Genomic DNA, 25,260 nt, shown 5'->3' with positions numbered 1-25,260 from the left:
CATTTAAAACATCAGATTAAATCTGATGTTTTTTTTACAAAAAAATAGATTCAATGAAAGGCAAATTGCCTTTCATTGAATCTATTTTAGTATATGTCTAATTATTTAGTTCATCATTAGTAAGATGCGGTTTATAAAAATTACGTCCGTCCATTCCAAAAATTCGTTCAGAAAATTCACCCTCTTCAGTATGAGCCAGTGATCCCTTCAACATTTGGATTGAAGCATCTAAATTATCAATTTGATGTAAAACGTCTGCCTCGATTAAATGGGGCTGCACGGGTGACCCATATTCCAGCAACCCATGATGTGCAAGAACAACGTGGCGTAATAGAATCATATCTTCGGATTCAAGATTAATTTTAAGTTCACCAGCCGCTTTAACAATTTCTTCATCAATTAATACAATATGTCCAATTAAATTTCCGGCTAATGTATAAGTTGTTGCGACCGAACCCGATAATTCAATCGTTTTACCTAAATCATGTAAGATGACACCCGCATACAATAATGGCGCATTAATTACATCCCCGTACTCGGCAACGATAGATTTAGCTAACCGGAGCATTGAAAGTGTGTGGTAAGCTAATCCGCCAGAAAACGCATGATGATTTTTCTTTGCCGCTGGATAACTGAAAAAGTCATCATGTTTTTCAGTTATCAAATATCTTACGATTCTGTTCCAATTTGGATTAGTAATTTCAAAGATAACCTTATTAAATTCTTCTTCCATATCGTCTTTCTTCATTGGCGCACTAACAACAAACTGACTTGGGTCATTAGGTTCACCTTCTTCAGTCAATCTAATATGATATATTTTCATCTGAGGATTGTTTTGATAAACCTCTCGTTTTCCCTTAATGAAGGCTACTTTACCTGTTTGAAATTGCTCAATTGCCTCTGGCGTTGCATCCCAAAGTTTAGCGCTAATTTGGCCAGAACTATCCTCAAAATTAAACGCAATAAATTGTTTATTGTTCTTTGTATTTCGAACTTCTGCACTTTTTATTAAAACAAATAGTGCCACGTTTTCATCAACTTTATATTCAAATATCTTTTTTTCTTGTGCCATGTCAATCCTCCTATAGTTTGATTATCTTGTCATTATCAAATTCGGCAAGTCCCGAATTATCGGCCGTCAGATATATAATCTGAACTGTCTCACTGATTTCTCGTATGAGCCGTAGAACCGCATTTTTTCTATTTTCATCAAAATTAACAAATCCATCATCAATAATAAGTGGCAATTCAATTGATTCATTAATTGTCATCACTAAAGCAAACCTAAGCGCGATGTAAAGCTGTTCTGCTGTCCCCTGTGATAACTCTCCCACTTCAAATGATACCATATCAGAAGAAACGACGGTTAACAATCCCATTGAATTATTTATTTGTTTGAAACGACCTAATGTTAATAATTCAAAATAATGATTAGCCAATTTAATCATTTGTGGCATTCTAACACCAGATGACTCTTGCAACGCTGCATTAATCCAGTTAATCGTTAATTTTTGAGTTAACCATTTATCAGCCAGTTCGCTCAAAACAGTTACTTTTTCAGCCAAATCTTGTCGGAGCTCCGTATAATTACCTTCTGCTTTTAAAGTTTGTAACGTTGTTTTTTGATCAATAATAGTCTGATTTATATCCAAAATATCATTTTGGATTTGAGCTGCTTGCTCTGTGGATTCAACAAGACGCTCGTTCAAAATTTCTTCAGATTCATATGTATCAAGTACTTCTCTAACTTCTGAAGGTAATTGAGCGTTAATCGTATCTAGCTTAGATTTATCTTGAATAAGTTGTTTTTGTGAATCATAATTTTTTTCAAACTGATTAACGTCCGTTAACTGATAGTGCACCAATAATTCATTAATTTGATTCGAAATATCATCGTGTGTCTTATTTTCATGTTTTTTTTGCTCATCTAGATAACTCATTTTATTCTTAATCGACTGCGATTCAGTAATTAATGGTTTTAATTTATCATTAAAATCTCTAATTCTAATTAAGCTGTCCGCCAGATCATTTTTATTAAGAGCTAAAAAACTATCGGCAAAATTTGCCTGATTCAAATAGATATTACTTAAGTTTAGTAGATTATCAATCTCAATCGATTTTTGATTAACTTGGCTCATCAGAGAATCGAGTCGATTTAAATCATTTTGCATCGGAATCCATTGGTTTTTTGGAAAATTGGTTAATCCATATTGTGCCCGATAATCGTCTAAGTCAGCCGCAACCTGTCTCAATTGTTCCGTTAATTCATCTATCTTCAGTTGTTCTACATTGATTTCTGCACTAACAGTCTGTAGCTCAGTTTGAGCTTGCGTTAACCGTGTTGAACTCGGATTACCTTTTAAATTATGCTGTTTAAATGCATATATGGTATATACAATTGCTATAACTGTTCCTAACCAACCGATTAATTTTGATGGATTAAAGATCAATATGCCTAAAACAATTGCAATATCTATTGTACCCATTATCATCATTTGTTGTATAGACCATTTATTTTTTTTCGGTTGATTTTCTTGATTAATTTTTTGATTTAACTCTAGAACATCCTGCTTTTTCGCAAATTGCTGTTGTTCAACTTTTTGCAAAGTTACTTTATTATTTTCTTCAAGTTTAACTAATTCGACAATTTTTTTAAGATCATCCGTACTAAACGCCGTTGGCATAGTTCCCTGCGAATTTTGATATTGAATCGTTAATCTTTCTTGTTCAGCTAATAGCTGATCTAAGTTTGTCTGTTCCAATAACATTTTGTCTAAGCGTTGTTGGTTCTCTGGCAAACGAACAAATAATGTATCAAAAGCATCTTGATTGTCTTCGTAAAAATTGATCAAATTTAAAGCTGCTAAATTCTCTTGTTCACTTGTTGCACTGTGATTAATTGATTTTAATCTTTCATCGTTCACTTTTTGTTTCCCTAACAAATTTTGCATCGTTTGATAATTATCGCCGGAAATCATTTCATTCCCATCAACTTTTTCTAGCTCATTTGCTAATGTTTTTGACTGCGCATAAATTGGCCAATTTTGTTTTAGTTGTTCATAACGTTGTTTATCCGTTGCCACCTTTTGCTGAGCCGCTTGTAATTTTTTAACCTCTTCATTATTTTGATCTAGTTTTTTCTGCGTTGTTACGTATTCCGGAAATTTCTGTTTAGCCCGATTTATCTTATCAACTAAATTGTTGTATGCTGCAATTTCCTTATTTAACTCCGTTACTCGACCAGCCGGCTTATAGACTTGATCCGCATCTTTTTGTATCTGTTTAATTAACTCTAGCCATTCTTGACTGCCAACCGCACCCATAGTCGTTAAGTATTCATTTAAATCTTCATTCGTTAAATCAAACACTTGATTCAACGCCTGTTGATTAAATGAAAACACTTGATTATACAGATTTTCATCCACTGGTTTTAGCCACTCCTGCAATTGACTACTTGCGACTTTCGCACCGGACTGATTATTAACAATGGTTACTTTTCCACCGGATTTCCCCTGTGTTCTTGTCAATCTGTAGGAAACGCCGTCTACTAATAACTCTAATTCTCCGCCATATGTAGATGCATCTTTAGGTAAATACTGCTGATATTTCTTTTTAGCAGTAGCAAATCCAAACAGCATACTTAACATAAATGTTGTTAATGTTGACTTACCCGCCTCATTTAATCCAAATATAACTTGATTCGTCTGACTGAAGTCAAATATCTTATCGTGCCATTTTCCAAATCCATAGATTGTAACTTTAGTTATTTTCATTATCATGGCCCTCAATCGCTTGATTTTCATGAAGCAATACTTTCGCACTTTCCTGTAATTCTGATACGTGTTCCTTACCTAGCAGGTACGTATTTAATTCCGGAATTTGTAATAATTTATCAGCTAACTCAGTCATTTTATCATTCGTAAAAACACGCTTCGCACTTTTTTCCCAGTACTCCTGGTCAATTGATTCAAAGATCATTTTCTCATTAACCAACATTTTCATTTTAACAATCCAATAATAATTATCTGATGAATGTTTTTGAATCCACGCTGTTAGCAGATCTCCATTTTGAATTCGATTTAATAATAACTCACTAAAATCATCTAAATCGGTTAATTGTATCACCATTAAATACGCTTTATTATCAGGAAATTTTTGGCATTCAAGATCAATTTTATCAATTGCATCTGACAGTGAGTTAATTGTTGCCAAAGAAACGTTAACCGTTTCCCAATCAATTGTAGAAGAAGTCACAAATTCAGGAGATAATTTACTTCCTTCGCTATTCACCAAATAAAAGCCTTTATCGCCCGATTCCTTACGATGGCGGCCTTGCGTATTTCCTGGATAGATAATTGGTGGCACTTCACTTAAAACCTGTCGTACGTGAATATGGCCCAATCCCCAATAATCATAATTTTTCTGCAATAACTCTTTAACGGTAAATGGCGCATAACTCTCGTCGACCGTTGAACTCGACCCTTCATTTGATCCATGGATTAATCCAATATGCCATTTTTCATTACCTCGAACTGGGTAATCTGCAATTTTTGATGGTTCCCATCTATGTGCGTAACTAAACCCAGTTAACTGAACTTCATCACCATTTTCCAAAACATGTGTCACCGTTTCAACTTCACTTGTAAAAAGCGTTACGTTCGAAGGAAAAGTTAAATGATTTTGCTTATTATCGGAAAAATCATGATTACCAAAACTTAAGTAAACATTTATGCCGGAATTTTGAAGTCGTTCGCACTGTTCAATCAGTGTTGTCTGCGCTACAATACTCATTTCATCTGAATCATATAAATCACCAACTAGGCAGACAAAATCAACGGACTCACTAATGGCTGTGTCCACAAGGTTGCTCAACGCTTTAAATGTTGATTGATAAATTGAATTCATTAATTGCTTGGGTACATTTTTCAATCCACCAAATGGACTATCTAAATGTAAATCAGCCGCATGAATAAATTTCATTTTTCTTCTCCTTTATAAAAAAAAACCTGGTACAAAACATAGACTGCTTTGCCCCCAGGATTCTTATTTGAATTAATTACGGTATAAATCTTGTATTGGTTTCGTGATAATTGAATTGACTTCATTCATAACTTCACTTAATACTTGTTCTTTAGCCATCAAATCTTTGATAGCTTCAAACTCACCAATTTTTTCTGAAAGTTGATGTGCATTTTCAAGTTCTTCATCTGTCATTTCTTCACCATTCATTTGTTTTTGTTGTAATGACATTTGAATTGTTTGAAATTCCTTAAATAATTTATACGCTTTTTCGTCTTCTTGCATTTTTGTATAAGCTAATTTCAAAGCCTTATATTCTTCAGTTTTACTAAGATCTTGCCCCATTTGGTTCGCTGTATCATAAATATTAACAACCATGTCTAATTCCTCCAGTAATAGTTTATATTAACCTAATTAGTGTATCATTTTTATTCCTAATTTGCATTGATTTATTCTAATTTCCGAACATCCCTTTAAACCCATCACTAAGCCATTTTTGGGCTTTTTTGGCAGTATCTGATAATTTATTTTTTATTTCATCCGTTTGTTTTTCAACTGACCCTAAAATACTTTCTCCATCGTCATTCGGAGTTGTCTTATTCGCCAATTCGTTAGCCGATTTTGTTGAAAAACTTGTTTTAGCCGTATTTGGCAAGATACCCGTCATTTCGCTTTTAAATAACGAGTTAACAATGTCCCCACTTAAATTTTTCAAATAGTGCGTATCATCTGTTGTATCAAACCCAACCCATGTTGCTACGGTTACGTCTGGTGTGTATCCAACAACCCACTGATCCTTCGTTCCATTTGTAGACCCCTTTTTAGCTTCAGTACTCCCAGTTTTTCCGGCAATTGTGTATCCGGACGGCGCAGCTGACTCACCGGTTCCTCCAGATTCAAAGACACCCATCATCATACTTGTCATTGATTTAGCTATCTTGCTGCTCATAACCTTAGTTTCACCATCATCCGAATTATTGACGACCGTTTTACCAGAAGCGTCGACAATTTTAGTGATAAAATGGGCCTTTTTTTGGACTCCGCCATTAGCAAATGCGGTGTACGCACTAGCCATTTCATACGGCGAAACTCCAGTTGTTAATCCGCCTAAAGCTAAATCTAAATTTTTATCGGAATTTTTAACAGGTATGCCAAACTTTTTAACCGAATCATACCCTTTTTCAACACCAATTTTATTCAGTAGCCAAACTGCTGGCGCATTTTTACTAAGTGCCAACGCCTGGTACATCGGAATTTTTCCCGCATATTGATTATCATAATTATTAGGTGAATAATTATTTGAACCATACGATTGTTTTTTATCTTTTAATTCTGAATCGTAAAAATAACCGTCCTCAAGTGCCGGTGCATAAACTGCAATTGGTTTCAAAGTAGACCCGGGCTGTCGATTAATTTGCGTTGCTCGATTATACCCTCGGAAGACATGTTTACCCCGACCACCAACAATTGCCGTAACACCACCCGTACTTGAATTAATTGCGACAGATCCACCCTGGGCTTTTGTTCCATCATCAGCGTCTAGTGGAAATAACTCTGAATTGTCAAATGATGTTTGCATTGCTTCCTGATGCGTTTGGTCCATTGCCGTATAAATTTTATAGCCACGGTTCATAATATCAGATTCAGTTAATCCGTAATTTTTAATTGCCTCACTAATAATAGCATCAAAATAATAAGGATATTTATAACCCGATTGATAATCATACGTGTCATTCAACGTGATAGCAGTCTGTTTGGCACCTAATAATTCGGACCCGGATATTTTTTTATTCTCATACATGACGTCTAACACAATATTTCGTCGTTGTTTTGCTGCTACGGGATGATCTATTGGGTTAAATGCGCCCGGAGAGGTTAGCATCCCCGCAATAACGGCTGATTCGCTAACAGTTAAATCCGAGGCATTCTTCCCAAAATATTTTTTTGATGCGTCTTGGACACCCCAAACCCCGTTACCAAAATATGCATTATTTAAATACATCGTCAATATATCATTTTTTGAGTATACCTTCTCTGTTTGAATCGAAATAAATATTTCTTTTGCCTTACGACTGTATGTTTGTTCCTGAGACAAAAATGCATTCTTAACTAGCTGCTGCGTAATTGTACTTCCGCCACCACTAATTTCATGACTACCCATCAACCGATTTTTAACCAAGGAGACGGCAGCACGTGCCATCCCTTTAATTGAAAATCCGTGTTCATGATAAAAATTACGGTCTTCCGATGAAAGGACTGCATTTTGAATGTTCGGTGAAATTTTTTTCAATGAAACATAGGTCCCTTTTTGGGAATAAAGTGATCCCGCTTTATCGCCATCTTTATCAAAAATTTCAGTTGATTGTTGTAAGGCAGATTTTAATCCTCTGACGTTCGTCGTTTTTGCTACATAAGTTAAATACGCACTAGAACCTAAAATAATTGTTAAAATTAAAATGGTTAGCCACTGCCATCCATGTAAAAAATGCCAAACCTTATGAAACCAATTCTTAAATTGAATCAAGTACGTTACAAGCCAATTTTTATCTTCAGTTTTACTTCTTTTATTTTCATTTTCCATTATTTATCCTCATACTTAATCTTAATATCTTACTTTATTTTACCATAGCACTGTAATTAATGACTAAATGCCAAATTTATTATGATATTTTTAAGCACTTAAAAAAGATCAAGAAATAGCTTTCGCAATTCTCAATCTCTAATTATTTAAATTAAATTATCCGGATTCGCATGTTCTATAAAAATAGTATGCACGCGTTGAGCGGCTTGCTCATTGGGACTGATAATCATGATTGTATCATGGCCGGCGACGGTCCCGACAATATCAGAGAAGCCAAAATCATCAATAATCGCTGCCAGCAGATTCCCATTACTTGGGATTGTTTTAACGACGTTCATAAATTGAATTTCAGTGATACTAGTGACCACCTCAAAAATAATTTCAAACAGATGAACCTCTTCACTGAGATTACCTGATTTAAAAATCGCATACTTCAAGTTTCCTTGCTCATCTTGTGCCTTAACAATTTTCATTTCTCGAATATCTCTAGAAATGGTTGCTTGAGTTGCCTTGATACCCGTACGGTCCAATTCTGAAATCAGTTCATCTTGTGTTGCGATTATTTTTTTATTAATTAACTGTTCAATTTTAGTTTGACGTATCTCTTTCTTCATAAGAATCCCTCTTTGAATGAGTATTTATTCTTAGTATAGCAAAATACATCAAAATACTGAAATAATACGATTAATTAAGGACGATTTTATTCATTTTATTGAATTTTGATTCAAATATAAACATTCCTGAGTCCCTGACAATGTAACCTTCCCCGATTAAATTTTGAATAACACGCCCAACTGTTTCACGTCGCGTCCCACTAATCGTTGCAATGTCCTCATGCGTGATGACATAAGGGATACGCAAACTATTTTCACCATGCTTATCGGCTAAATTTTCACTTAAATATTGCAGTGCCTGTGTAATTCGAGTGGTCGTATTACTGCATACCGTTCTTAATCTTAATATCTCTGAGTTATTTAAAATATTTTCAAATTGTTCAAATAAATACGCGGATACTTCGTAATGCGTTTTGATTAGTCGTTCAATCAGTTTAACGGGAACTTTGGCCACGGTTAATCTTGTGGCAGCACGACTTGAAACGGTGTAGTATTCACTTTGCAACATACCACCAATTGGAAATATTTGATTTGGCGTTGCATACATATAATTTTGAAAAATACCCGCACGATCACCGCGCTCAATTTTAACGAGTCCATCTAATACAACATAAATAAAATCGCGTTTATCATTAACATCAAAAATGACGTTCCCCTTTAGAAATCGTTTAAATGTGATTTGTTCCAAACAAGCACTTTGCTCGTCCCCATTTAAACACCCAAATAACTTATGATCAGAAATTTCTGATCGATACCTCTGTACTTCTTTTTCTGTAATCATCCCTTTACTCCCTTAATTACCCATATTTACGATGTATAACTATCAACACTATCAGATTAAATATGGAATGTCGATTTATTTTTTCGGATTTTGGAGACCCTGGTTTATTTTTTCGATTCACTGATAGTCCTAAATCGTTAAACCAATATTATCAAAAATCAAAAAATCGATTAGTCCCATTCGCACACTCAACTTGTGTCCAAACGCACAATTAGCGTCAGAACTTATATCCATCAGTATCTAACCAAAATAAAAAAGTTAACAATTAAGTTAACTTTTTTATGAATTACATTTCTTTTGGTGCATTTACACCCAATAAGCTTAATGATTCTGTTAAAACTACACTCACACTTTGAACAAGTGCTAAACGGGCTAGTTTTTGATCATCATCAACTAATATTTTTGAATTTGCATAATACTTGTTAAATGCTCTTGATAGATGAATTGCGTATTTAGCTACGACAGATGGTTCATATTCCTTAGCAGCACGTTTAATGATTTTAGGGAAGTCACCAAGCAACTTAATCGTATCCCATGCGGCAGGATCAGAAAGTTCATTGTTACTTTCACTGATTGTAACATCACCCGCTTTACGGATAATACTTTGAGCCCTAGCATTTGAGTATTGCACGTAAGGTCCCGTTTCACCTTCAAAACGAACAACTTCTTCTAAAACAAAATCAAAGTTATTCATACGTTCATTTTTCAAATCATGGAAGATAACGGCGCCAACACCGACGTCCTTAGCCACTTGTTCAGCGTTTGGCAAATCAGGATTTTTATCTTGAATTTGCTTTTTAGCAAGGTCCGTTGCATCATTTAAAACTTCTTCAAGTAAAATAACGCGGCCTGAACGCGTTGATAATTTCTTACCACCTTGTGTGATTAAGCCAAATGGAATATGGTGCATATCGTCTGACCAGTCATTACCCATTTCCTTTAAAACTGCCTTTAACTGTTTAAAGTGATTAGCTTGCTCATTTCCAACAACATAGAGCGATTGAACAAAATTATATGTTCGTTTACGATAAATTGCAGCGGCCAAATCACGGGTAATATAAAGCGTTGCCCCATCAGTTTTTTGAATCAACGCTGGATTTAAATCATATTTTTCAAGGTCAACAATTTCTGCGCCTTGACTTTCTTTTAATAAATTTTTATCTTTTAACATAGTTACGACTTCATCCATCTTATCATTATAAAAGGCTTCCCCTTTAAATGAGTCAAATTGAACACCGAGCATGTCATAAATTTTGTTGAAAGCAGCTAATGATTCCGCACGGAACCAAGTCCAGAGTTCAATAGCTTCTTCATCACCATCTTCAAGCTTTTTAAACCAAGCACGAGCTTCGACGTCTAATTCTGGATTTTCTTCCGCTTCTTTATGGAAACGGACGTAGTATTCAAGTAATTTATTAATTGGATCAGCCTTAACTTCAGCTTCACTACCCCATAATTTATAAGCTGTAATTAACTTACCAAATTGAGTTCCCCAATCACCCAAATGATTAATTTTAATTGGGTTGTAATTAATTTTTGCCAAGATATTCGCAATTGAATTACCAATTACTGTTGAACGTAAATGGCCCATTGAGATGGGTTTAGCAATATTGGGTGATGACATATCAATAGGAACATTTCCCTCATGACCAACATCAGACGCGCCATATTTACTTCCATTTGAAAGAACTTGTTCAATAATATCTTGGCTAAATGCGGCTTTGTTCAAGAAAAAGTTAACATATGGGCCAACTGCAGCCACTGACTCAAATTGACTTTGATCAATTTGTTCCACAAGATCTTTAGCAATCATTTGTGGCGCTTTTCTAAAGGCCTTAGCTAATGCAAAAGCTGGAAATGCATAATCTCCCATTTCAGAACTTTTAGGGATTTCAATTTTGGCAATAATTTCTTCTTCAGTTAAGTTCCCATCAACGATAGCAACCAACGCTTGTGCAACTTGTTGTTTATAATTCATTATCCATTCCTCCTAAAATTGTATAAAAAAAGCCCCTTACAAATAATTATGTAAGAGACGAGAATTCCCGCGGTACCACTCTAATTGATTAATATCCACTCAAAGTATTCAGTTATTTCTAAAAAGTACGATTCAACTAACGCTTTTATCTAGCTTCCATCAACCTAGACTTGCTTTGAAATTAATTAGTTTACTAGCTTTTATTATCGAATTTATAGTTTGATTGTAACAAACTACTACAAAAAAAGATAGTTATTTCATAATTTATATTCACTTTTACCAAGTCATATTATTCATCATACCAGTCTAATAATTTGATTATTTATACAAAAAAGTTCTTAGATAATCTTCAAATTTGAAGATTATCTAAGAACCTACTCACACTTATTTATTCAAATACAAATTGATTATTATACAATTCTGAATAAAAACCTTTTTGATCTAATAATTCTTGATGATTTCCTTGTTCAATAACTTTTCCATCTTTTAAGACAACAATTTTATCGGCATCCAAAATTGTTTTTAAGCGATGGGCAATAACAAAACTAGTCCGTCCTTGGATAACTGTATCCATTGCTTTTTGAATCTTAGCTTCTGTCACCGTATCAACATTCGAAGTAGCTTCATCTAAAATTAAAAGCGTTGGGTTAGTTAAAATTGTTCTAGCAATACTAATTAATTGTTTTTGACCGGTTGAGAAAACAGAATTTTCATCTGAAACTTTAGTGTCGTACCCTTTATCCTGACTCATAATGAAGTCATGGATATTAGCCTGTTTAGCAGCAGAAATCATTTCTTCATCTGAGGCATCGGGTTTACCGAAAACAATATTATCGCGAATAGTCCCCGAAAATAGAACACTCTCTTGAAGAACAATCCCAACATGATCACGCAGACTTTGTAGTTCAAGGTCTTTAACGTTTACACCATCAAATTCAACCGAACCACCAGTAACGTCATAGAATCGATTCAATAAATTCATAATAGTCGTTTTACCCGAACCAGTTGGTCCAACCAATGCGACCATTTCACCTTTATCAACGTTAATGGAAACATCATGTAATATTTCTTTATCAGGACTATATCCAAAATCAACATTTTTTAATTTAACACCATCTGTTAAACCTGTTAATTTTTGTTTGTCTTTTGAGTTAACTTCATTAGGTTCATCAAACATCTCGTTCAGTCGACCAGCACCCGTTATGGCAAGCTGGAACATACTGTATAACGACGAGATTTGTGAGATTGGTTGGTAAAATTGTTGTGAGTATTGAACGAACACAACAACAAGTCCTAAAGCAGTTGTACGACCCATATCACCGTTCAACGCTAACCAACTACCAAAGAAAATAACGATAGCTGTATTAACCAATGAAAGGCCATTCATAACTGGGAATAACATTCCTGAGTATACTTGCCCTTTAAAGGTTGCTTTACGAACATTTTCGTTATATGGCAAAAATCCATCAATGGCATCTTTTTGAAGACCATTAGTGATAACAATTTTTTGACCACTAATTTTTTCATTGATGTACCCGTTTAACTTACCAACTTCTTTTTGTTGGATATCAACATATTTACGTGTTTTAGCAATCAGGATTACGGCAAGAATTACCGCAATTGGCGTTGACGCAATTGTCACCCAAGCCAATTGAACGTTTTGTTGGAACATCATAATAATAATCCCAATCATCAAGGCAATATTACTCATAATTTGTCCTAAAGCTTGATTCAACGCATTCGAAATATTATCCAAATCACTTGTAAAACGACTTAATATATCACCATCTTTATGTGAATCAAAAAAACGAATAGTCATTTTTTGTAATTTTCCAAACAAACCTTTTCTCATTCTGTTTGTTGAATTACCCGTAATAAATGTCACAATTATATTTGAGAAGAACATCGCAATAATTGAGAAAATAAAGAATAAGAATAACATCCATAATGAACTTACAAAGTTACCTTTATCACTTACCCCTCTTGTCAATCCAATCACATAATCAGCTAAGGCCGTGATTGCTTTTCCCATGTACACGGGTGCTTTAACTTGGAAATAAGTTGACGCGATGATTGCGATAGTCATAACCGTAAATCCTAATTTATAGCTTTTCAAGTAGTGGAAGAAGAATGCCATAGATCTATTTATATCTTTCATTAGACAGTCTCCTTTCCTTTTTGAGTGTTATAAATTTCTTGATAAATCTGACTGTTTTCAACTAAGTCTTTATGTGTACCCTCGCCAACCAACTCACCGTCATCCATGACAAAAATGCGATCAGCATTAATCACAGATGAAATTTTTTCAGCGATAACAAATGTTGTAGTTGCTTTTAATTCGTTATTTAATGCCTTTTGAACTAATTTTTCAGACTGCGCATCAAGTGCTGATGTTGAGTCATCCAAAATTAAAATTTTTGGTTTACCAATAACACCACGCGTAATTGATAAACGTTGTTTTTGACCACCCGAGAAATTGGCCGAACGTTCTTCAACTTCTGCATCATAACGTGCTGGTAAGCGATTAATAAATTCAGATGCCTGCGCAATTTGACTTGCAACATCCATATCTTCTTCAGCCGCATCTTCTTTACCTTGGCGCAAATTATCCGCAATAGTTCCAGAAAATAAAATCGCCTTTTGTAAAACGAACGCAACCGTTTTACGTAATGATTTTTCGTTGATATCTTTCAGGTTCTTTCCACCAACTTTAACCATTCCTTCTTGAGGATCAAATAATCTTGGAATCATTTGTGCCAATGTCGTTTTACCTGAACCCGTGGCTCCAACAATCCCAATCATTTCTCCAGGTTTAACCTCGAAGTTAATATGTTTAAGTGTTGGTTTATCATCGCCTTCATATGAAAACGAAACATCTTCAAAACTAACAGAACCCGTTAAATTTTCTTCTGGGACATCTGTGTAGTAAATATCTGGTTCTTCGTCTAAAATTTCACGTAAGCGTTTAATTGAAACCATTGCACGAGCACTGAAGGTCATCATCATTCCACCAATAATAATAGCAAACATAATTTGCATCAAATAATTAATAAATGATGTAATAGCCGTCACTGTACTTGGATCCGCTTTAGCTAAGTCACCTACAAAATAAATGGCAGCTACAACAGCCATGTTTCCGATTAACGTAAATGCTGGAATTAAAACAGAGAATAACGTCCCAACATAAATATTTTGTGCATTTAAATCATCGGAAACTTTATCAAAACGTTTTTCTTCATTCGTTTCTTGATTAAATGACTTAACAACACGTACACCCATTAGATTTTCTTTTGCTAACTCATTTACACGGTCAATTAGTCCTTGCATAAGACCAAAATGACGTCCCATGCGACCAAAAGTTAACATTGAAATACCCAAAACGGCAACAATTAATATAACAATAATCCACCATAAGTCAGGAATTGTATTCATTGCCAAAATAAATGCACCAACAAAAAGTATAGGTACTCGAATAAGTGTCTGTAAAATTGTCATAATTAATGTTTGGATTTGTGTAATATCATTAGTAAGACGCACCACAATATTACCAGCCTGGAATCGTTCGATATTACCAAACGAAAATGTTTGAATCTTTCTAAAGGCTGTTTCACGAATATCCGCACTCATTGATTGTGCTACTTTTGCTGAGAGTATCGTATTCACGACCCCTGCCAATAAACCAATAACAGCAACAACGATTAAGTATATGCCAAGAGACGTAATCTTGTCACCTTGATCTTTCAAGATAGCATCGATCACTTTTTGTAACAATTTAGGTTGCCATAATGTGGAAACGGCCATAATGACGACCATGACAACTGCCCAAAAAATATCTACGCGGTATTTTTTAGCATGTTTTAGTAAAATATCCAATTTCTTCCCCCTTAATTCTGTACACTTTTAAATGTTATTTTCAGTAAAAAAATAACTAATATCAGTTACTAAACCTATCAAAAATAACGCGCAATTGCAATCATTTTGATTAATTCTTAACCTTTTTTCATTAAAAAATGGCACAAAAAAATCCAAGATTAATCATCTTGGATTTAAATAAACTTTATTCGACTTCTTTTAAGCGGGCGACGAGAATCGAACTCGCGACATCAGCTTGGGAAGCTGGAATTTTACCACTAAACTACGCCCGCAGAACGTTGCTTAGTATAGCATATTTCCCCATCTTTGTCATAATTAATTAAGCCAGCTCGTTTTCTGACTTTTGTTCAAGATCTAATCGTTTCAAATTTTTAACGGCCTTCACGTATGAATAAATCAAAACGACACATGATCCACCCCACGCTAACGGATTTGCAAAGCACGCCCCGGCATACCCAAATGCTCCAGCCAAAAAGATTGCCGCAAAAGATCGCATTAATAACTCAACAACCCCAGCAACTGTAGGTATAATACTTTGTCCCAGTCCTTGAAGAGTATACCTAATAACAAACAAGACTGATAACAGAAGATAAAACGACCCGTTAATATTAAAATAAACCTGTGATAACGCCACAACTTTTGGTGCGTTGTTTCCAACGAACAAGGTCACTAACTGCTGACCAAATAAGATAACTAGTAAACTCGCGATAACGCTAAAAGTCCCTGACATCCATAAACATTTTTTAACGCCATCCAAGACTCGACTATATTTTTTCGCACCATAGTTCTGAGCCGTAAAAGTAGCCATCCCAATTCCAAAAGACATCATTGGTTGCGTAGACAGTTGATCAATCTTTGATGCGGCCGTTGTACTTGCAACCGCAGTAGTACCCAATCCGTTTAATGCGGATTGCAACATAATCGCGCCAATCGCAATAATTGAGGCTTGAAAAGCCATAGGTAAGGCAACGTAAAGATGTTCATTAATATTTTTCATGGTAATTTCTTTAAAATGATGATGACCAATATGTAAAATCGGAATTTTCCGATAAATATAAACTAAACAAAATACAACAGAACACGATTGCGCAATGATTGTTGCAAAACCAGCTCCCGCTACGCCCCAATGGAAGACTAAAATAAATAATAATTCTAAGCCAACATTAATAATACTTGCAAATATTAAAAAATATAGCGGTGTACGACTGTCACCTAATGCTCGAATAACATTCGATAAAATATTAAACGCCATTGACGCAAAGATACCACCAAAAATGATACTTATAAACGTTTGAGCGTCTCCAAATATTTCGGGTGGCGTCTTCATAAGTGTTAAAATATCTTTTACAAAAAATAAACTGACTGCTGTTAAAACAATTGTCGCAACTAAACTAATTAAAAGCCCAGCCGCAAAACTCTTTCTAACACCACGGTAGTCTTTCGCACCAAAACGTTGTGCCGTGATAATAGACAAGCCAGCAGTCAATCCTTGCGCAAACCCAATAATTAAAAATTGAATACTCCCGGTTGATCCGACTGCGGCCAATGCGTCTACACCTAGGGTTTGTCCGACGATTAATGTGTCCGAAATACTGTACAATTGTTGAAATAAATTACCTACCAATAATGGTATTGTAAACATAAAAATTAATTTTGCTGGATTACCCGATGTTAACGATCGCAAATAAGCCCCTTCTTTACTCTAAATTTTGTTTAATACCCTTTTTCGTTCAATAATAAAATAAATTTTTTCTTGAATTCTGCCCTGTCTTGATTAGAAAATGCACTCGGTCCTTTTGTCCGTTGACCTGATTTTCTTGCCATAGCGCTCATATATCTTGAATCCAACATGCGGTCAATATTATCATTTGTATATTCAAAACCCTTATGGTGCATAACAATCACACCTTTAGGTAGTAAGAGTGATGCGAGTCCATAGTCTTGCGTAATAACGATATCCGTCTTTTCAGCTAATTTAACAATTCGATAATCTGCCGCATCCGGTCCCTGATCCACATAACTAACTGAAACATATTCAGGATATTCCTTGGTCGAAAAATGTGGCGTACTTGTTATCAACAAGACGTTGATGTCCCTGAGTCCTGCTTCAGCAATGACTTCTTTTTTTACTGGAGACGCATCCCCATCAATAATAATTTTCAATTCATGACCTCTCACATCTAGTAAAAAAACCTTCAAAGAATAACCTCTTGAAAGTTTTATTTAGCTTCTGATTTTAATAATGCTTTAATAGCCGGAATTTGGCCCAAACTATCGATGGCATTGCTAGGCATCACAACAGTATTCGCATCGCTTTTTGCAAGCTCTTTAAATGCTTCAATGTTCTGACTAATAAAATAACCATCATGAACTTTATTTAATGAAAGATTAACGGCATCAATTCGGTATGCTTCAGCATCTGCGGTTTTTTTAACGGCCTCCGCTTTAGCTTGTGCAGAATTAACCCATGCATCATTATCAGCCTTGTTTTTTAGCGCAACTGATTTACTGTAACCTTCGGCCTCAGCAACGGTTGCATCACGATTTCTAGCAGCCTTCAATAATTTATTCATTGAATCTTGAATTTCAACTGAAGGTTTAACCGTATCAATGTTGATACGGTCGACATTTAAGCCATACCCGGCTGTGACATTTGAAATTTCGCCAAACAAGCCGCGGTTAATTTCTTGCGTTCCGTTTAAAACTTCATCCAACATTTTATTTCCGATAATACCACGCAATGATGCACGTGTATCCTGTATCATACTGCGCACAGAATCCTCATTTTTAAATACAAAATCCTGAATATCAGTAACGTGATATTTCAACGAAATTTTAACTTCAATCTCAGCGTTATCTTTTGTAATAACCACCTGTTTATCAAGATCTAGAGGTTGTTGCGCCGTGCTGACACGAATTACGGAAGAAATAAATGGTTTAATGAAATGTAACCCTGGAGCTAACGTCGTCTCATATTTTCCTAGAGTGATAACAACCCCTTGATGTGGTTGTCTAATAATTCTGATTGTTGCGGGTAAAATGAGCACCAATAAAACAACAATAAAAATAACAGCTAAAAGTCCCAACATAATATATAACCACCTTTATATTTTTTTGACGTTTAATCCTTCAACATGTGTGCCAATAATCTGAACGGTATCCCCAATTTTCAATGTTCCCTCACTAAAGTAGTGGTAATAGATACCAAAAAAAGTAATGGTTCCTTGAATATTGTCATGATCAATTTTAAATTTTCGATTAATTAGTCGCTCATCAATAATTGATTCCTTATCCATATGAAAACCCTCCATTTGTTACTCTTAACGTATCTTATTTAGACCACAAAATCAATTTATTCTATTGTCGAAAGTAAATTCTTTACGATCTAAAATAGTCACTTTCTCTATATGTTTTTCAATTTGCTTATCCTCAGGTGGTAACTGTAAATAATCACCGTATAGACGGCTCAAAATAGCATCGTAAGCACTTAGAATCGTTACCGTAAGGTTTTCAAAAGGAACTTCAACTACGGTTGCCAGTTCCTTTTCTGAAAGCAATTCTTTTTCATATGAATACTGTGAAGCTAAATTTTTATATTCCTGAATGGTCTCATCTTGATTGTAAGTCCTTGCTAGCTCATCCCTTTTTTCTTTATATTCCCTTGTTTTACGACTTTGGTCAGGTTGCAACTTTCTAATTTTTGCGGTAATTTCTGTGTCTATCAATCGATAATTACTTGCTAAAATAATTTTAGCATTAAGATATTTATATCGAGACTGTTGAATCGACCGTTCAACATCTCCCGTCGGTATTTTATCAAACGGGAAAATATCAACAAAGACACCTTTTCTCGCATCATTTATATTTCTTTTCTCCTCAATATATATTGACTTATCGAGTAGTTTTGCATAACCAAACGCGTAGTTTTGATCACTTTGATCCGTTTGCAGAAAATAATAAGGCTGACTGAGCTCAGCAGGAGCAACCTGTAAGAATCGATCGTAATCCTCCCGTACCATACCAATATCGACGTCATCATCCCATGGAATAAATCCTTGATGCCTGACCGCACCAAGTAAACTACCACCAATCATAAAATACTTGATCTGATTTTTTTGACAAATTTTAATAATTTCCTGAATTAAATCTAATTCTACTTTGTGTAGCTCTTCAATTTTCATTTTTATCACCCTAAGTCGTCTGATTTCTTTTCCTAATTGTACCAAATTAAATACAAAACACGAAAACATTTAATTTCTATTAAGCTAATCATTTTCATTACTTTATTTATTCGCATCATGTTATGCTTAATCTATTAAATAAAAGGGGTGTCCAAATGCAAGAAACCATTATTGACTTAATCGGCCAACATGGCTATCTAGGTGTTGCGTTACTCATCGCAATTGAAAACATTTTCCCACCTATTCCTTCCGAGATCATTTTAACGTTTGCTGGATTTATGACATTATCAAGCAATCTTGAACCAGTTGGTCTCATCTTATCCGCTACAGTTGGTGCAACAATTGGCGCTTTGATTTTATACTCAATTGGCCGTTTTTTAAGTACCGACCGCTTAAATCGCTTTTTTGCGAGTAAGTACGGTTCATGGCTTGGTCTAAAACCAGTTCATATTGAAAAAGCCACCGAATTTTTCGTAAAATATGACAATCGAGCCGTTTTCTTAGGCCGTTTCGTACCAATTGTTCGAAGTTTGATTTCAATACCTGCTGGTATTACAAAATATAAATTACGTTTCTTTATTCCATTAACATTCTTCGGAACATTAATCTGGAATACCGCTTTGATTTACCTTGGCGCATTTGCCGGTAATGCGTGGGCAAAAGTCGCGGCAACGGTTGATATTTTCGCCACATTAGTTGGGATTGTTTTAATCATCTTGTCATTCTTTGGTATTTATAAATTAATCAAGTTAAATAGAGACAAAAAAAACGATTAAATTCAAATAATGAATTTAATCGTTTTTACTACTTTTATTTTTCAAAAAGTTGGGTTAATCTTCCGCAACATCGATAGCTTCTAATAAAATGTTCAGTTCTGAACATTCTCTTTCAAGCGATTTTTCCTCTTGGAAAAAGCTATCTCGAATTGATGATTGTTGTCTGTTTCCAATGTTACTTCTAAGATCAGCAAGTTTTTGCATTGCTGCTTGATACTCACTCATAATATCAAGTTTACACCTACTCATTATGTTACGCCTCCGAATGATGACAACTATTTGTTGTCAGTATTAATTATTTATAAGGTCTAATTTAACACTTTTTCAATAGCTTGTTAACCCCTTAAATATTACCGTTCTGTTACAAAATAAAAAAGATATCACAATGCGATATCTTCCTCACTTTAAGGTCTTCTTTTTAACATTTTCTTCTTACATTAATGACTGAACGTCACGCGCAATTACTAATTCTTCATCAGTAGGTATAGCGAAAACTTTAACGGCAGATTCTGGTGTACTAAGCATTACCTGTTCACCCATTTTTTCATTATTTTCGGCATCAAACCCAATACCTAAGTAAGATAAATGTTCTACTACACGGCGACGCACGATACGATCATTTTCACCAAGTCCGGCTGTGAAGATGATACCATCAACGCCTTGCATTTCTGCAATGTACTGACCAATATATTTAATAATATTTTGAACGTAAATTTTTACTGCTAAATCAGCGCGCGAATTTTTACCCAGTTGTGCTTTAACGTCGCGCATATCAGGAGAAATCCCTGAAATACCAAGTAAACCTGATTCACGATTCAAAACGTTGACCATTTCATCTATATCCGTAATTTTTAATTGTCTCATCATATAAGCCACCAATGACACGTCTACGTCTCCAGAACGTGTTGCCATTGTAATACCAGCAAGTGGTGTGAAGCCCATTGACGTATCAATAGATTTACCACCAACAGTCGCCGTAATGGATGCCCCAGCACCTAAATGTAAAGTAATCAATTTTAATTCTTTAGGATCCTTATCGAATAACTTTTCAGCTTCTGAAACGACATAACGAACGCTTGTCCCATGGGCACCATAACGTCTTGCGCCATATTTTTCATACCATTCATAAGGTACACTGTACATGTAACTTTCTTCAGGCATTGTTTGATGAAATGCTGTATCAAATACAGCGACACTCGTTGCGGTAGGTAAGATTTCTTCAAAGGCTTGGATACCTAGAAGGTTCGCTGGATTGTGCAACGGTGCTAATTCTGATAATTCATCAATTTTTGCAATCGTATCAGCATTTACTAATGTTGATTTTTTAAAGAATTCGCCACCAGCAACGACACGATGACCAACACCAGATATCTCGTTAAAATCAGCAATAATATCTAATTGAAGTAAAAGTTTTAATAACAATTGGACCCCAACCGAATGATTGTCGATATCTAATACATCTTCATATTTTTTACCATTATCATACTTAATTGTAAGAATTGAGTCTTTAAGTCCAATTCTTTCAATCAATCCTTTGGCAATGACGGTTTCTTCCGGCATACTAAACAATTGAAATTTCAAACTTGAACTACCTGCGTTGATTGCAATAATTTTTGACATATTCTTCCTCCAGTTATGATTTCGTTTAATTAATATTATTATACTGTTTATATTACTTTAATCCCAAAAAAACGCAATCAAAATCTATTATATTTTCAGTAATGTATTATGTTAGCATACCTCTTTTAGAAAGCGTATACAATATTTTCCAAAAAAATAATGGTACACGGGATTTTATCTTCCGTCTACCATTATTTTTTGTCCAAATTCTCTCATTAATCCAAGCAAATCCACGACTTTACCTTCACCTAAAACGTCTACCCAAGTATCAAATCTTTTTTTGATTGACTCGGTAACAACACGTTCTACTTTTGCACCTTGATCAGATAAACGTAAATTTATTCTTCTTCTATCAATCGTGTCTTGTTCTTGATAGATATATTGTAATTGTTTCAAAACATTCAATTGACGTGCAATCGCACTCCTTGAAACATTTCTTTTTTTTGCAATATCAACCATGCTAATGTTTTCAGTATTTTGAATATCTTTTAAAATTAAAAACTGTTCAAAAGACAAATTATACTCACTAGTAGGTTGTGAGATAAATCCTTCCACATACTTAAATGTTCCCAAATACATGTCAATATAGTCTTCCATTAACTTAGTTGTTGTCATTGCTAATTCTCCTCTTGCATACGTTTACGTATAGTTAAATTTAGCACACAACACAGTTAATTACTATCCTAAATGATTGTATTTTTATTTTTCTGCTTGTTCAGTTTGTGCAGCCAATTGTTTGCGATTTACAAAAACCCAAATTGCACCCAATACGACGACCATGACCATTAATGCGAGTACTGATCCAATCATGCCCGTACCTTGGCTATTAATTGCATAGGTAAAGCCATTTAAAACATGTGTAACAGGTAAGAATGCTGCAAATACTTGATAAGCATTTGATAACATTGTATTTGGAATAACTTGTCCTGTGATAACTAACTGAACAAGTAATAATGCTAGTGATAAGAGAATTCCCATCGTTCCAAGAAGTTCATCGATAACGACACATAGGAGCGTGAAGATTAATCCTGAAAGGAATGTAAAGATTACGAAACTAATTGGATGTTCGATTGTTACACCAAAGAATAATGTTAACAACAGAACGCCCGCTGTTTGAATAGAAGAGATGAATAGCATTAAGAAAAGATTTTGTAACCAATTTGGTGACAATTCATTTTTCTTACGGTATCTGAATAAAATTAATTGAGTCACAATTGCACCAACAAATAATGATAATACAATCACTAATGGGGCAAACGTATTCTTCAATGTTTTAGCAAGATTGTCGCTTTCAACCTGAGTTTTAACAGGTTCAACGAATTGTGCCACATTTTTGGGTGATGAGTTAATATTACCAACTTGTGCTGCACCATCGGCTAATTTAGTATTCAATAATGTGACACCTGCATCTGCTGTTCCTAATCCATCTGTTACTTGTTTTGATCCATCAGCTAATTTTTTCGAACCATCTGCCAATTGTGGACTAGCTGCTGCTAATTGTGTTTCTCCGTCTGTTAATTGTGAGCTAGCAGCCGTTAATTGTGAGCCACCTGCTGTTAACTGTGAACCACCTGCTGCTAATTGTGGCGTAGCGGCCGTTAATTGTGAGCCACCGTCAACAATTTTATCAGAACCCGCTTTTAACTGAGTTCCACCCGCAACTAATGTTTGTGTTCCGGCTTCAAGTTGTCCGCCGGCCGTAACAAGTTTTTGTGAACCAGCCTTAAGCGCCGATACACCACTTGTTAAGGTAGGAACATTACTATTTAATTGATTAATACCACCTGCTACTTGAGAAGTTCCAGCCGTATAAGCTAAAATTCCAGCAGATAACTTACCGACACTATTTGTCATGATTGATTGATTAATTGTATCTTTAATTGTTTGTGCACTTGTTGTATCAACGCTTGATCCATTAACGCTAGCGTTTAATTTCTTAGCAACATCTTCATTTGAATTAGATGCTGTTACTAACTCATCAATTTGATCACTTAAGTCTTTTGTATCACCCAAGAGACCAATCATTGAATCACTCGTTAATGTATCTGTACTGTTTAATAATGCGTTAGCGTGCGTCGTAATTGTATCAAATTTAGTTAAGAGGTCTTTAAGATCCACGTTACCCATTGTTGATTTAAATTCGGCCATGAGTGAACCCATTTCACCCATAGTCTTCTCTAGGATAGCTTTTGTTGTTAATAAATTATCTTTTATTCCATTTGCATTTGTACCGACTTTTTCAATATCTTTACCAGTTGTTGTAACTTGCTTCAAGACTGCAGTTTTTTCATCTTGACTCATCGTCGTTGATGCATTAATTAATTCACTAACTTTGTCATTAGAACTTGTTGCCATACCATTATAAATTAATGCGCTTGCCATCTTACCGGTAGTGCTTGCATTAATTTTATTCAGTTGAGCCTGTACAGTCTCAAGCTGGTCACCTGCCGCCATTAATTGTTCTACCAAGGCAGGTAATGCTTTCAATGTTGTCATTGACTCCTGAATTTCGGCAAGTTCAGCTTTTAATTCTTTTGATCCTTGTCGTGCATTTTTTATTTGTGAGATAAGTTCTGGAATATGTTCAATTATTTCGCTGCGGGCTCTCAGCTTCGTTTGAATTTGTGTGACACCCGTCTTAATTCCAGTTGAGTATGCTGTTAATCCTGCAACGGCCATGGGTAATGATTGACTACCCGACATTCCTGCAGCTAACGTTTTTACCCCACTGTTTAAGGCTGATGAATTAGAATCAAGCGTGCTTGCTCCAGCGGCTAATTTATCAACACCACCTGCTAAAGTTGCGCCGCCACTTTGTAAGGTAGATAATCCGGCATCTAATGTTTTATTCCCATCAACATACTGAGTGACACCGTCTGATAATTTTGGTGCACTAGCAACAAGTGTATTAATACCAGTTGATAGTTGTTGGTTCCCATTAACTAAAGTACCGACACCGTTTGTATACGTATTTACACCATTAGCATACGTATTTACACCGTCAGCCAATGTATCAACACCATTAGTATACGTATTTAATCCGGTTTTTAATGTTTGATTTCCCTTATCAAAGGTCACCATGCTTGTTGCTAATGTATCTAAATTTCTAGTAACCTCTTTACTCCCGTTCTTAAGCTTAATAGTTCCCTTGTTCAACGTTTTAACCCCGGTTGAGGCCTCTTTAACGCCTGAACCTAATTGTTGAACAGAACCCAGTAATGCGGAGTCATATGCTTTTTGAATATTTGTAAGAACTTGTGTTTTCAATTGTTCTGCCACTTGTTTTGTAATTAATTGAGAAACGTAGTTATTTGTATCTGATTGCTTAGTTTTTAACAAACTTACTTTTGGTGTTTCATCAAGTGCTGTTGTTGCATTTGATGAAAAATCATTTGGTAAGGTGACCGACATTGTATAATCACCTGAATCTAAATGTTTCTTTGCAGTATCTGCACTGACAAACTCCCATTTAGCTTGTTTATTGGTTTTAAGAATTTTAGTAACTTCCTCACCAACGTTTATTTTTTTACCCTTGAATGATGCTTCTTTATCGTTATTTATAATAGCTACTTTTAAATTACCTGTGTCCATTTGTTGCTTACTTGAAACCAATTTGTACGTCCCGTACGCAATTAAACTCGGGATTAAGCACGCGATTGCAATGTAGCCAATCAACCTCTTATTCTTTGACATAAGTTCTTTGAACAAAATCATCCACCCTTTCTATTTTAGTTAATGGCATTAACGATTATTTACTTCGTTAACCTCGTTAACAATATTATGACTATATTCGTTTTCAATTCTTTTGTCAAATGATTTTACAAAAAAATTCCACTC

20 protein-coding genes and 1 tRNA gene are annotated in these 25,260 nt (G+C 35.0%); 1 reads left to right on the top strand and 20 read right to left on the bottom strand.

Translation table 11 applies throughout. The annotated features are described in order from the left end of the window. Positions 1-97 precede the first annotated feature (97 nt). The 16 genes from N0K80_RS07190 to N0K80_RS07115 form a co-directional block, all read right to left on the bottom strand. A complete protein-coding gene (locus N0K80_RS07190; protein ID WP_057973357.1) occupies positions 98-1,072 on the bottom strand; it encodes a 3'-5' exoribonuclease YhaM family protein in 975 nt (324 codons plus the stop codon). A 10-nt stretch (positions 1,073-1,082) separates the two neighbouring features. Further along, the gene (locus tag N0K80_RS07185; RefSeq protein ID WP_269024289.1) at positions 1,083-3,773 is read right to left on the bottom strand and encodes an ATP-binding protein; all 2,691 of its coding nucleotides are present in this window, start codon (positions 3,771-3,773) and stop codon (positions 1,083-1,085) included. Further along, a complete protein-coding gene (locus N0K80_RS07180) occupies positions 3,760-4,980 on the bottom strand; it encodes a metallophosphoesterase family protein (protein ID WP_269024288.1) in 1,221 nt (406 codons plus the stop codon). The genes N0K80_RS07185 and N0K80_RS07180 overlap by 14 nt, the downstream gene beginning before the upstream one ends. 72 nt (positions 4,981-5,052) lie before the next feature. Continuing rightward, positions 5,053-5,397: a YlbF family regulator gene (locus tag N0K80_RS07175; RefSeq protein WP_057973354.1), complete on the bottom strand. Its 345-nt coding sequence runs from the start codon at positions 5,395-5,397 to the stop codon at positions 5,053-5,055. 76 nt (positions 5,398-5,473) lie between these two features. Beyond that, complete coding sequence (locus N0K80_RS07170; protein WP_269024287.1) at positions 5,474-7,600, bottom strand: PBP1A family penicillin-binding protein; 2,127 nt, start codon at positions 7,598-7,600, stop codon at positions 5,474-5,476. A gap of 146 nt (positions 7,601-7,746) precedes the next feature. Beyond that, the gene (locus N0K80_RS07165) at positions 7,747-8,214 is read right to left on the bottom strand and encodes an arginine repressor (RefSeq protein ID WP_146342752.1); all 468 of its coding nucleotides are present in this window, start codon (positions 8,212-8,214) and stop codon (positions 7,747-7,749) included. A 70-nt stretch (positions 8,215-8,284) separates the two neighbouring features. After that, a complete protein-coding gene (locus N0K80_RS07160; protein WP_112251598.1) occupies positions 8,285-8,995 on the bottom strand; it encodes a Crp/Fnr family transcriptional regulator in 711 nt (236 codons plus the stop codon). 286 nt (positions 8,996-9,281) lie between these two features. Beyond that, complete coding sequence (argS, locus tag N0K80_RS07155; protein WP_269008374.1) at positions 9,282-10,973, bottom strand: arginine--tRNA ligase; 1,692 nt, start codon at positions 10,971-10,973, stop codon at positions 9,282-9,284. A gap of 388 nt (positions 10,974-11,361) precedes the next feature. After that, positions 11,362-13,131: an ABC transporter ATP-binding protein gene (locus tag N0K80_RS07150; protein WP_057973349.1), complete on the bottom strand. Its 1,770-nt coding sequence runs from the start codon at positions 13,129-13,131 to the stop codon at positions 11,362-11,364. Continuing rightward, positions 13,131-14,786, bottom strand: coding sequence for an ABC transporter ATP-binding protein (locus tag N0K80_RS07145; RefSeq protein WP_146342876.1), 1,656 nt, complete (start codon positions 14,784-14,786; stop codon positions 13,131-13,133). Before N0K80_RS07145 ends, N0K80_RS07150 begins: the two co-directional genes overlap by 1 nt. A 261-nt stretch (positions 14,787-15,047) precedes the next feature. After that, a tRNA-Gly gene (locus N0K80_RS07140) sits at positions 15,048-15,118 on the bottom strand. Positions 15,119-15,165: 47 nt separating this feature from the next. Beyond that, complete coding sequence (locus tag N0K80_RS07135) at positions 15,166-16,530, bottom strand: MATE family efflux transporter (RefSeq protein WP_269024286.1); 1,365 nt, start codon at positions 16,528-16,530, stop codon at positions 15,166-15,168. A gap of 29 nt (positions 16,531-16,559) precedes the next feature. Continuing rightward, complete coding sequence (locus tag N0K80_RS07130) at positions 16,560-17,009, bottom strand: YaiI/YqxD family protein (RefSeq protein WP_269024285.1); 450 nt, start codon at positions 17,007-17,009, stop codon at positions 16,560-16,562. Positions 17,010-17,065: 56 nt separating this feature from the next. Then, the gene (locus tag N0K80_RS07125) at positions 17,066-17,935 is read right to left on the bottom strand and encodes an SPFH domain-containing protein (protein ID WP_269024284.1); all 870 of its coding nucleotides are present in this window, start codon (positions 17,933-17,935) and stop codon (positions 17,066-17,068) included. A 15-nt stretch (positions 17,936-17,950) separates the two neighbouring features. Then, positions 17,951-18,142, bottom strand: coding sequence for a hypothetical protein (locus N0K80_RS07120; protein ID WP_269024283.1), 192 nt, complete (start codon positions 18,140-18,142; stop codon positions 17,951-17,953). A 51-nt stretch (positions 18,143-18,193) separates the two neighbouring features. Then, complete coding sequence (locus tag N0K80_RS07115) at positions 18,194-19,027, bottom strand: LicD family protein (protein ID WP_269024282.1); 834 nt, start codon at positions 19,025-19,027, stop codon at positions 18,194-18,196. A gap of 155 nt (positions 19,028-19,182) precedes the next feature. Here N0K80_RS07115 and N0K80_RS07110 point away from each other — a divergent pair, with 155 nt between their 5' ends. After that, positions 19,183-19,803: a DedA family protein gene (locus N0K80_RS07110; RefSeq protein ID WP_057973344.1), complete on the top strand. Its 621-nt coding sequence runs from the start codon at positions 19,183-19,185 to the stop codon at positions 19,801-19,803. A 54-nt stretch (positions 19,804-19,857) separates the two neighbouring features. Here N0K80_RS07110 and N0K80_RS07105 read toward each other — a convergent pair whose 3' ends face one another. From N0K80_RS07105 to N0K80_RS07090, 4 genes are all read right to left on the bottom strand, one after another. After that, positions 19,858-20,052 carry a hypothetical protein gene (locus tag N0K80_RS07105; RefSeq protein WP_057973343.1) on the bottom strand — a complete coding sequence of 65 codons (195 nt, stop codon included), beginning with the start codon at positions 20,050-20,052 and terminating at the stop codon, positions 19,858-19,860. 183 nt (positions 20,053-20,235) lie between these two features. After that, positions 20,236-21,423 (bottom strand): acetate/propionate family kinase, encoded by a 1,188-nt coding sequence (locus N0K80_RS07100; protein ID WP_269024281.1) that lies wholly within the window; start codon positions 21,421-21,423, stop codon positions 20,236-20,238. A 174-nt stretch (positions 21,424-21,597) separates the two neighbouring features. Then, positions 21,598-22,038: a MarR family transcriptional regulator gene (locus N0K80_RS07095; protein WP_057973341.1), complete on the bottom strand. Its 441-nt coding sequence runs from the start codon at positions 22,036-22,038 to the stop codon at positions 21,598-21,600. Between the two features lie 84 nt (positions 22,039-22,122). Next, positions 22,123-25,116: a YhgE/Pip domain-containing protein gene (locus N0K80_RS07090; protein ID WP_269024280.1), complete on the bottom strand. Its 2,994-nt coding sequence runs from the start codon at positions 25,114-25,116 to the stop codon at positions 22,123-22,125. Between the last annotated feature and the right edge of the window lie 144 nt (positions 25,117-25,260).

This window comes from Dellaglioa carnosa (assembly GCF_026948345.1).
Lineage (GTDB): Bacteria > Bacillota > Bacilli > Lactobacillales > Lactobacillaceae > Dellaglioa > Dellaglioa algida.
Note: the sequence above shows the minus strand (reverse complement) of the source record. Positions and strands in the feature narration are given on the sequence as shown.

What these genes read in the sequence shown, in the direction of transcription:
- N0K80_RS07190 (WP_057973357.1), bottom strand. Translation starts at nt 1,072, where the DNA reads ATGGCACAAGAAAAAAAGATATTTGAATATAAAGTTGATGAAAACGTG.
- N0K80_RS07185 (WP_269024289.1), bottom strand. Translation starts at nt 3,773, where the DNA reads ATGAAAATAACTAAAGTTACAATCTATGGATTTGGAAAATGGCACGAT.
- N0K80_RS07180 (WP_269024288.1), bottom strand. Translation starts at nt 4,980, where the DNA reads ATGAAATTTATTCATGCGGCTGATTTACATTTAGATAGTCCATTTGGT.
- N0K80_RS07175 (WP_057973354.1), bottom strand. Translation starts at nt 5,397, where the DNA reads ATGGTTGTTAATATTTATGATACAGCGAACCAAATGGGGCAAGATCTT.
- N0K80_RS07170 (WP_269024287.1), bottom strand. Translation starts at nt 7,600, where the DNA reads ATGGAAAATGAAAATAAAAGAAGTAAAACTGAAGATAAAAATTGGCTT.
- N0K80_RS07165 (WP_146342752.1), bottom strand. Translation starts at nt 8,214, where the DNA reads ATGAAGAAAGAGATACGTCAAACTAAAATTGAACAGTTAATTAATAAA.
- N0K80_RS07160 (WP_112251598.1), bottom strand. Translation starts at nt 8,995, where the DNA reads ATGATTACAGAAAAAGAAGTACAGAGGTATCGATCAGAAATTTCTGAT.
- argS (WP_269008374.1), bottom strand. Translation starts at nt 10,973, where the DNA reads ATGAATTATAAACAACAAGTTGCACAAGCGTTGGTTGCTATCGTTGAT.
- N0K80_RS07150 (WP_057973349.1), bottom strand. Translation starts at nt 13,131, where the DNA reads ATGAAAGATATAAATAGATCTATGGCATTCTTCTTCCACTACTTGAAA.
- N0K80_RS07145 (WP_146342876.1), bottom strand. Translation starts at nt 14,786, where the DNA reads ATGGTCGTCATTATGGCCGTTTCCACATTATGGCAACCTAAATTGTTA.
- N0K80_RS07125 (WP_269024284.1), bottom strand. Translation starts at nt 17,935, where the DNA reads ATGTTGGGACTTTTAGCTGTTATTTTTATTGTTGTTTTATTGGTGCTC.
- N0K80_RS07120 (WP_269024283.1), bottom strand. Translation starts at nt 18,142, where the DNA reads ATGGATAAGGAATCAATTATTGATGAGCGACTAATTAATCGAAAATTT.
- N0K80_RS07115 (WP_269024282.1), bottom strand. Translation starts at nt 19,027, where the DNA reads ATGAAAATTGAAGAGCTACACAAAGTAGAATTAGATTTAATTCAGGAA.
- N0K80_RS07110 (WP_057973344.1), top strand. Translation starts at nt 19,183, where the DNA reads ATGCAAGAAACCATTATTGACTTAATCGGCCAACATGGCTATCTAGGT.
- N0K80_RS07105 (WP_057973343.1), bottom strand. Translation starts at nt 20,052, where the DNA reads ATGAGTAGGTGTAAACTTGATATTATGAGTGAGTATCAAGCAGCAATG.
- N0K80_RS07100 (WP_269024281.1), bottom strand. Translation starts at nt 21,423, where the DNA reads ATGTCAAAAATTATTGCAATCAACGCAGGTAGTTCAAGTTTGAAATTT.
- N0K80_RS07095 (WP_057973341.1), bottom strand. Translation starts at nt 22,038, where the DNA reads ATGACAACAACTAAGTTAATGGAAGACTATATTGACATGTATTTGGGA.
- N0K80_RS07090 (WP_269024280.1), bottom strand. Translation starts at nt 25,116, where the DNA reads ATGTCAAAGAATAAGAGGTTGATTGGCTACATTGCAATCGCGTGCTTA.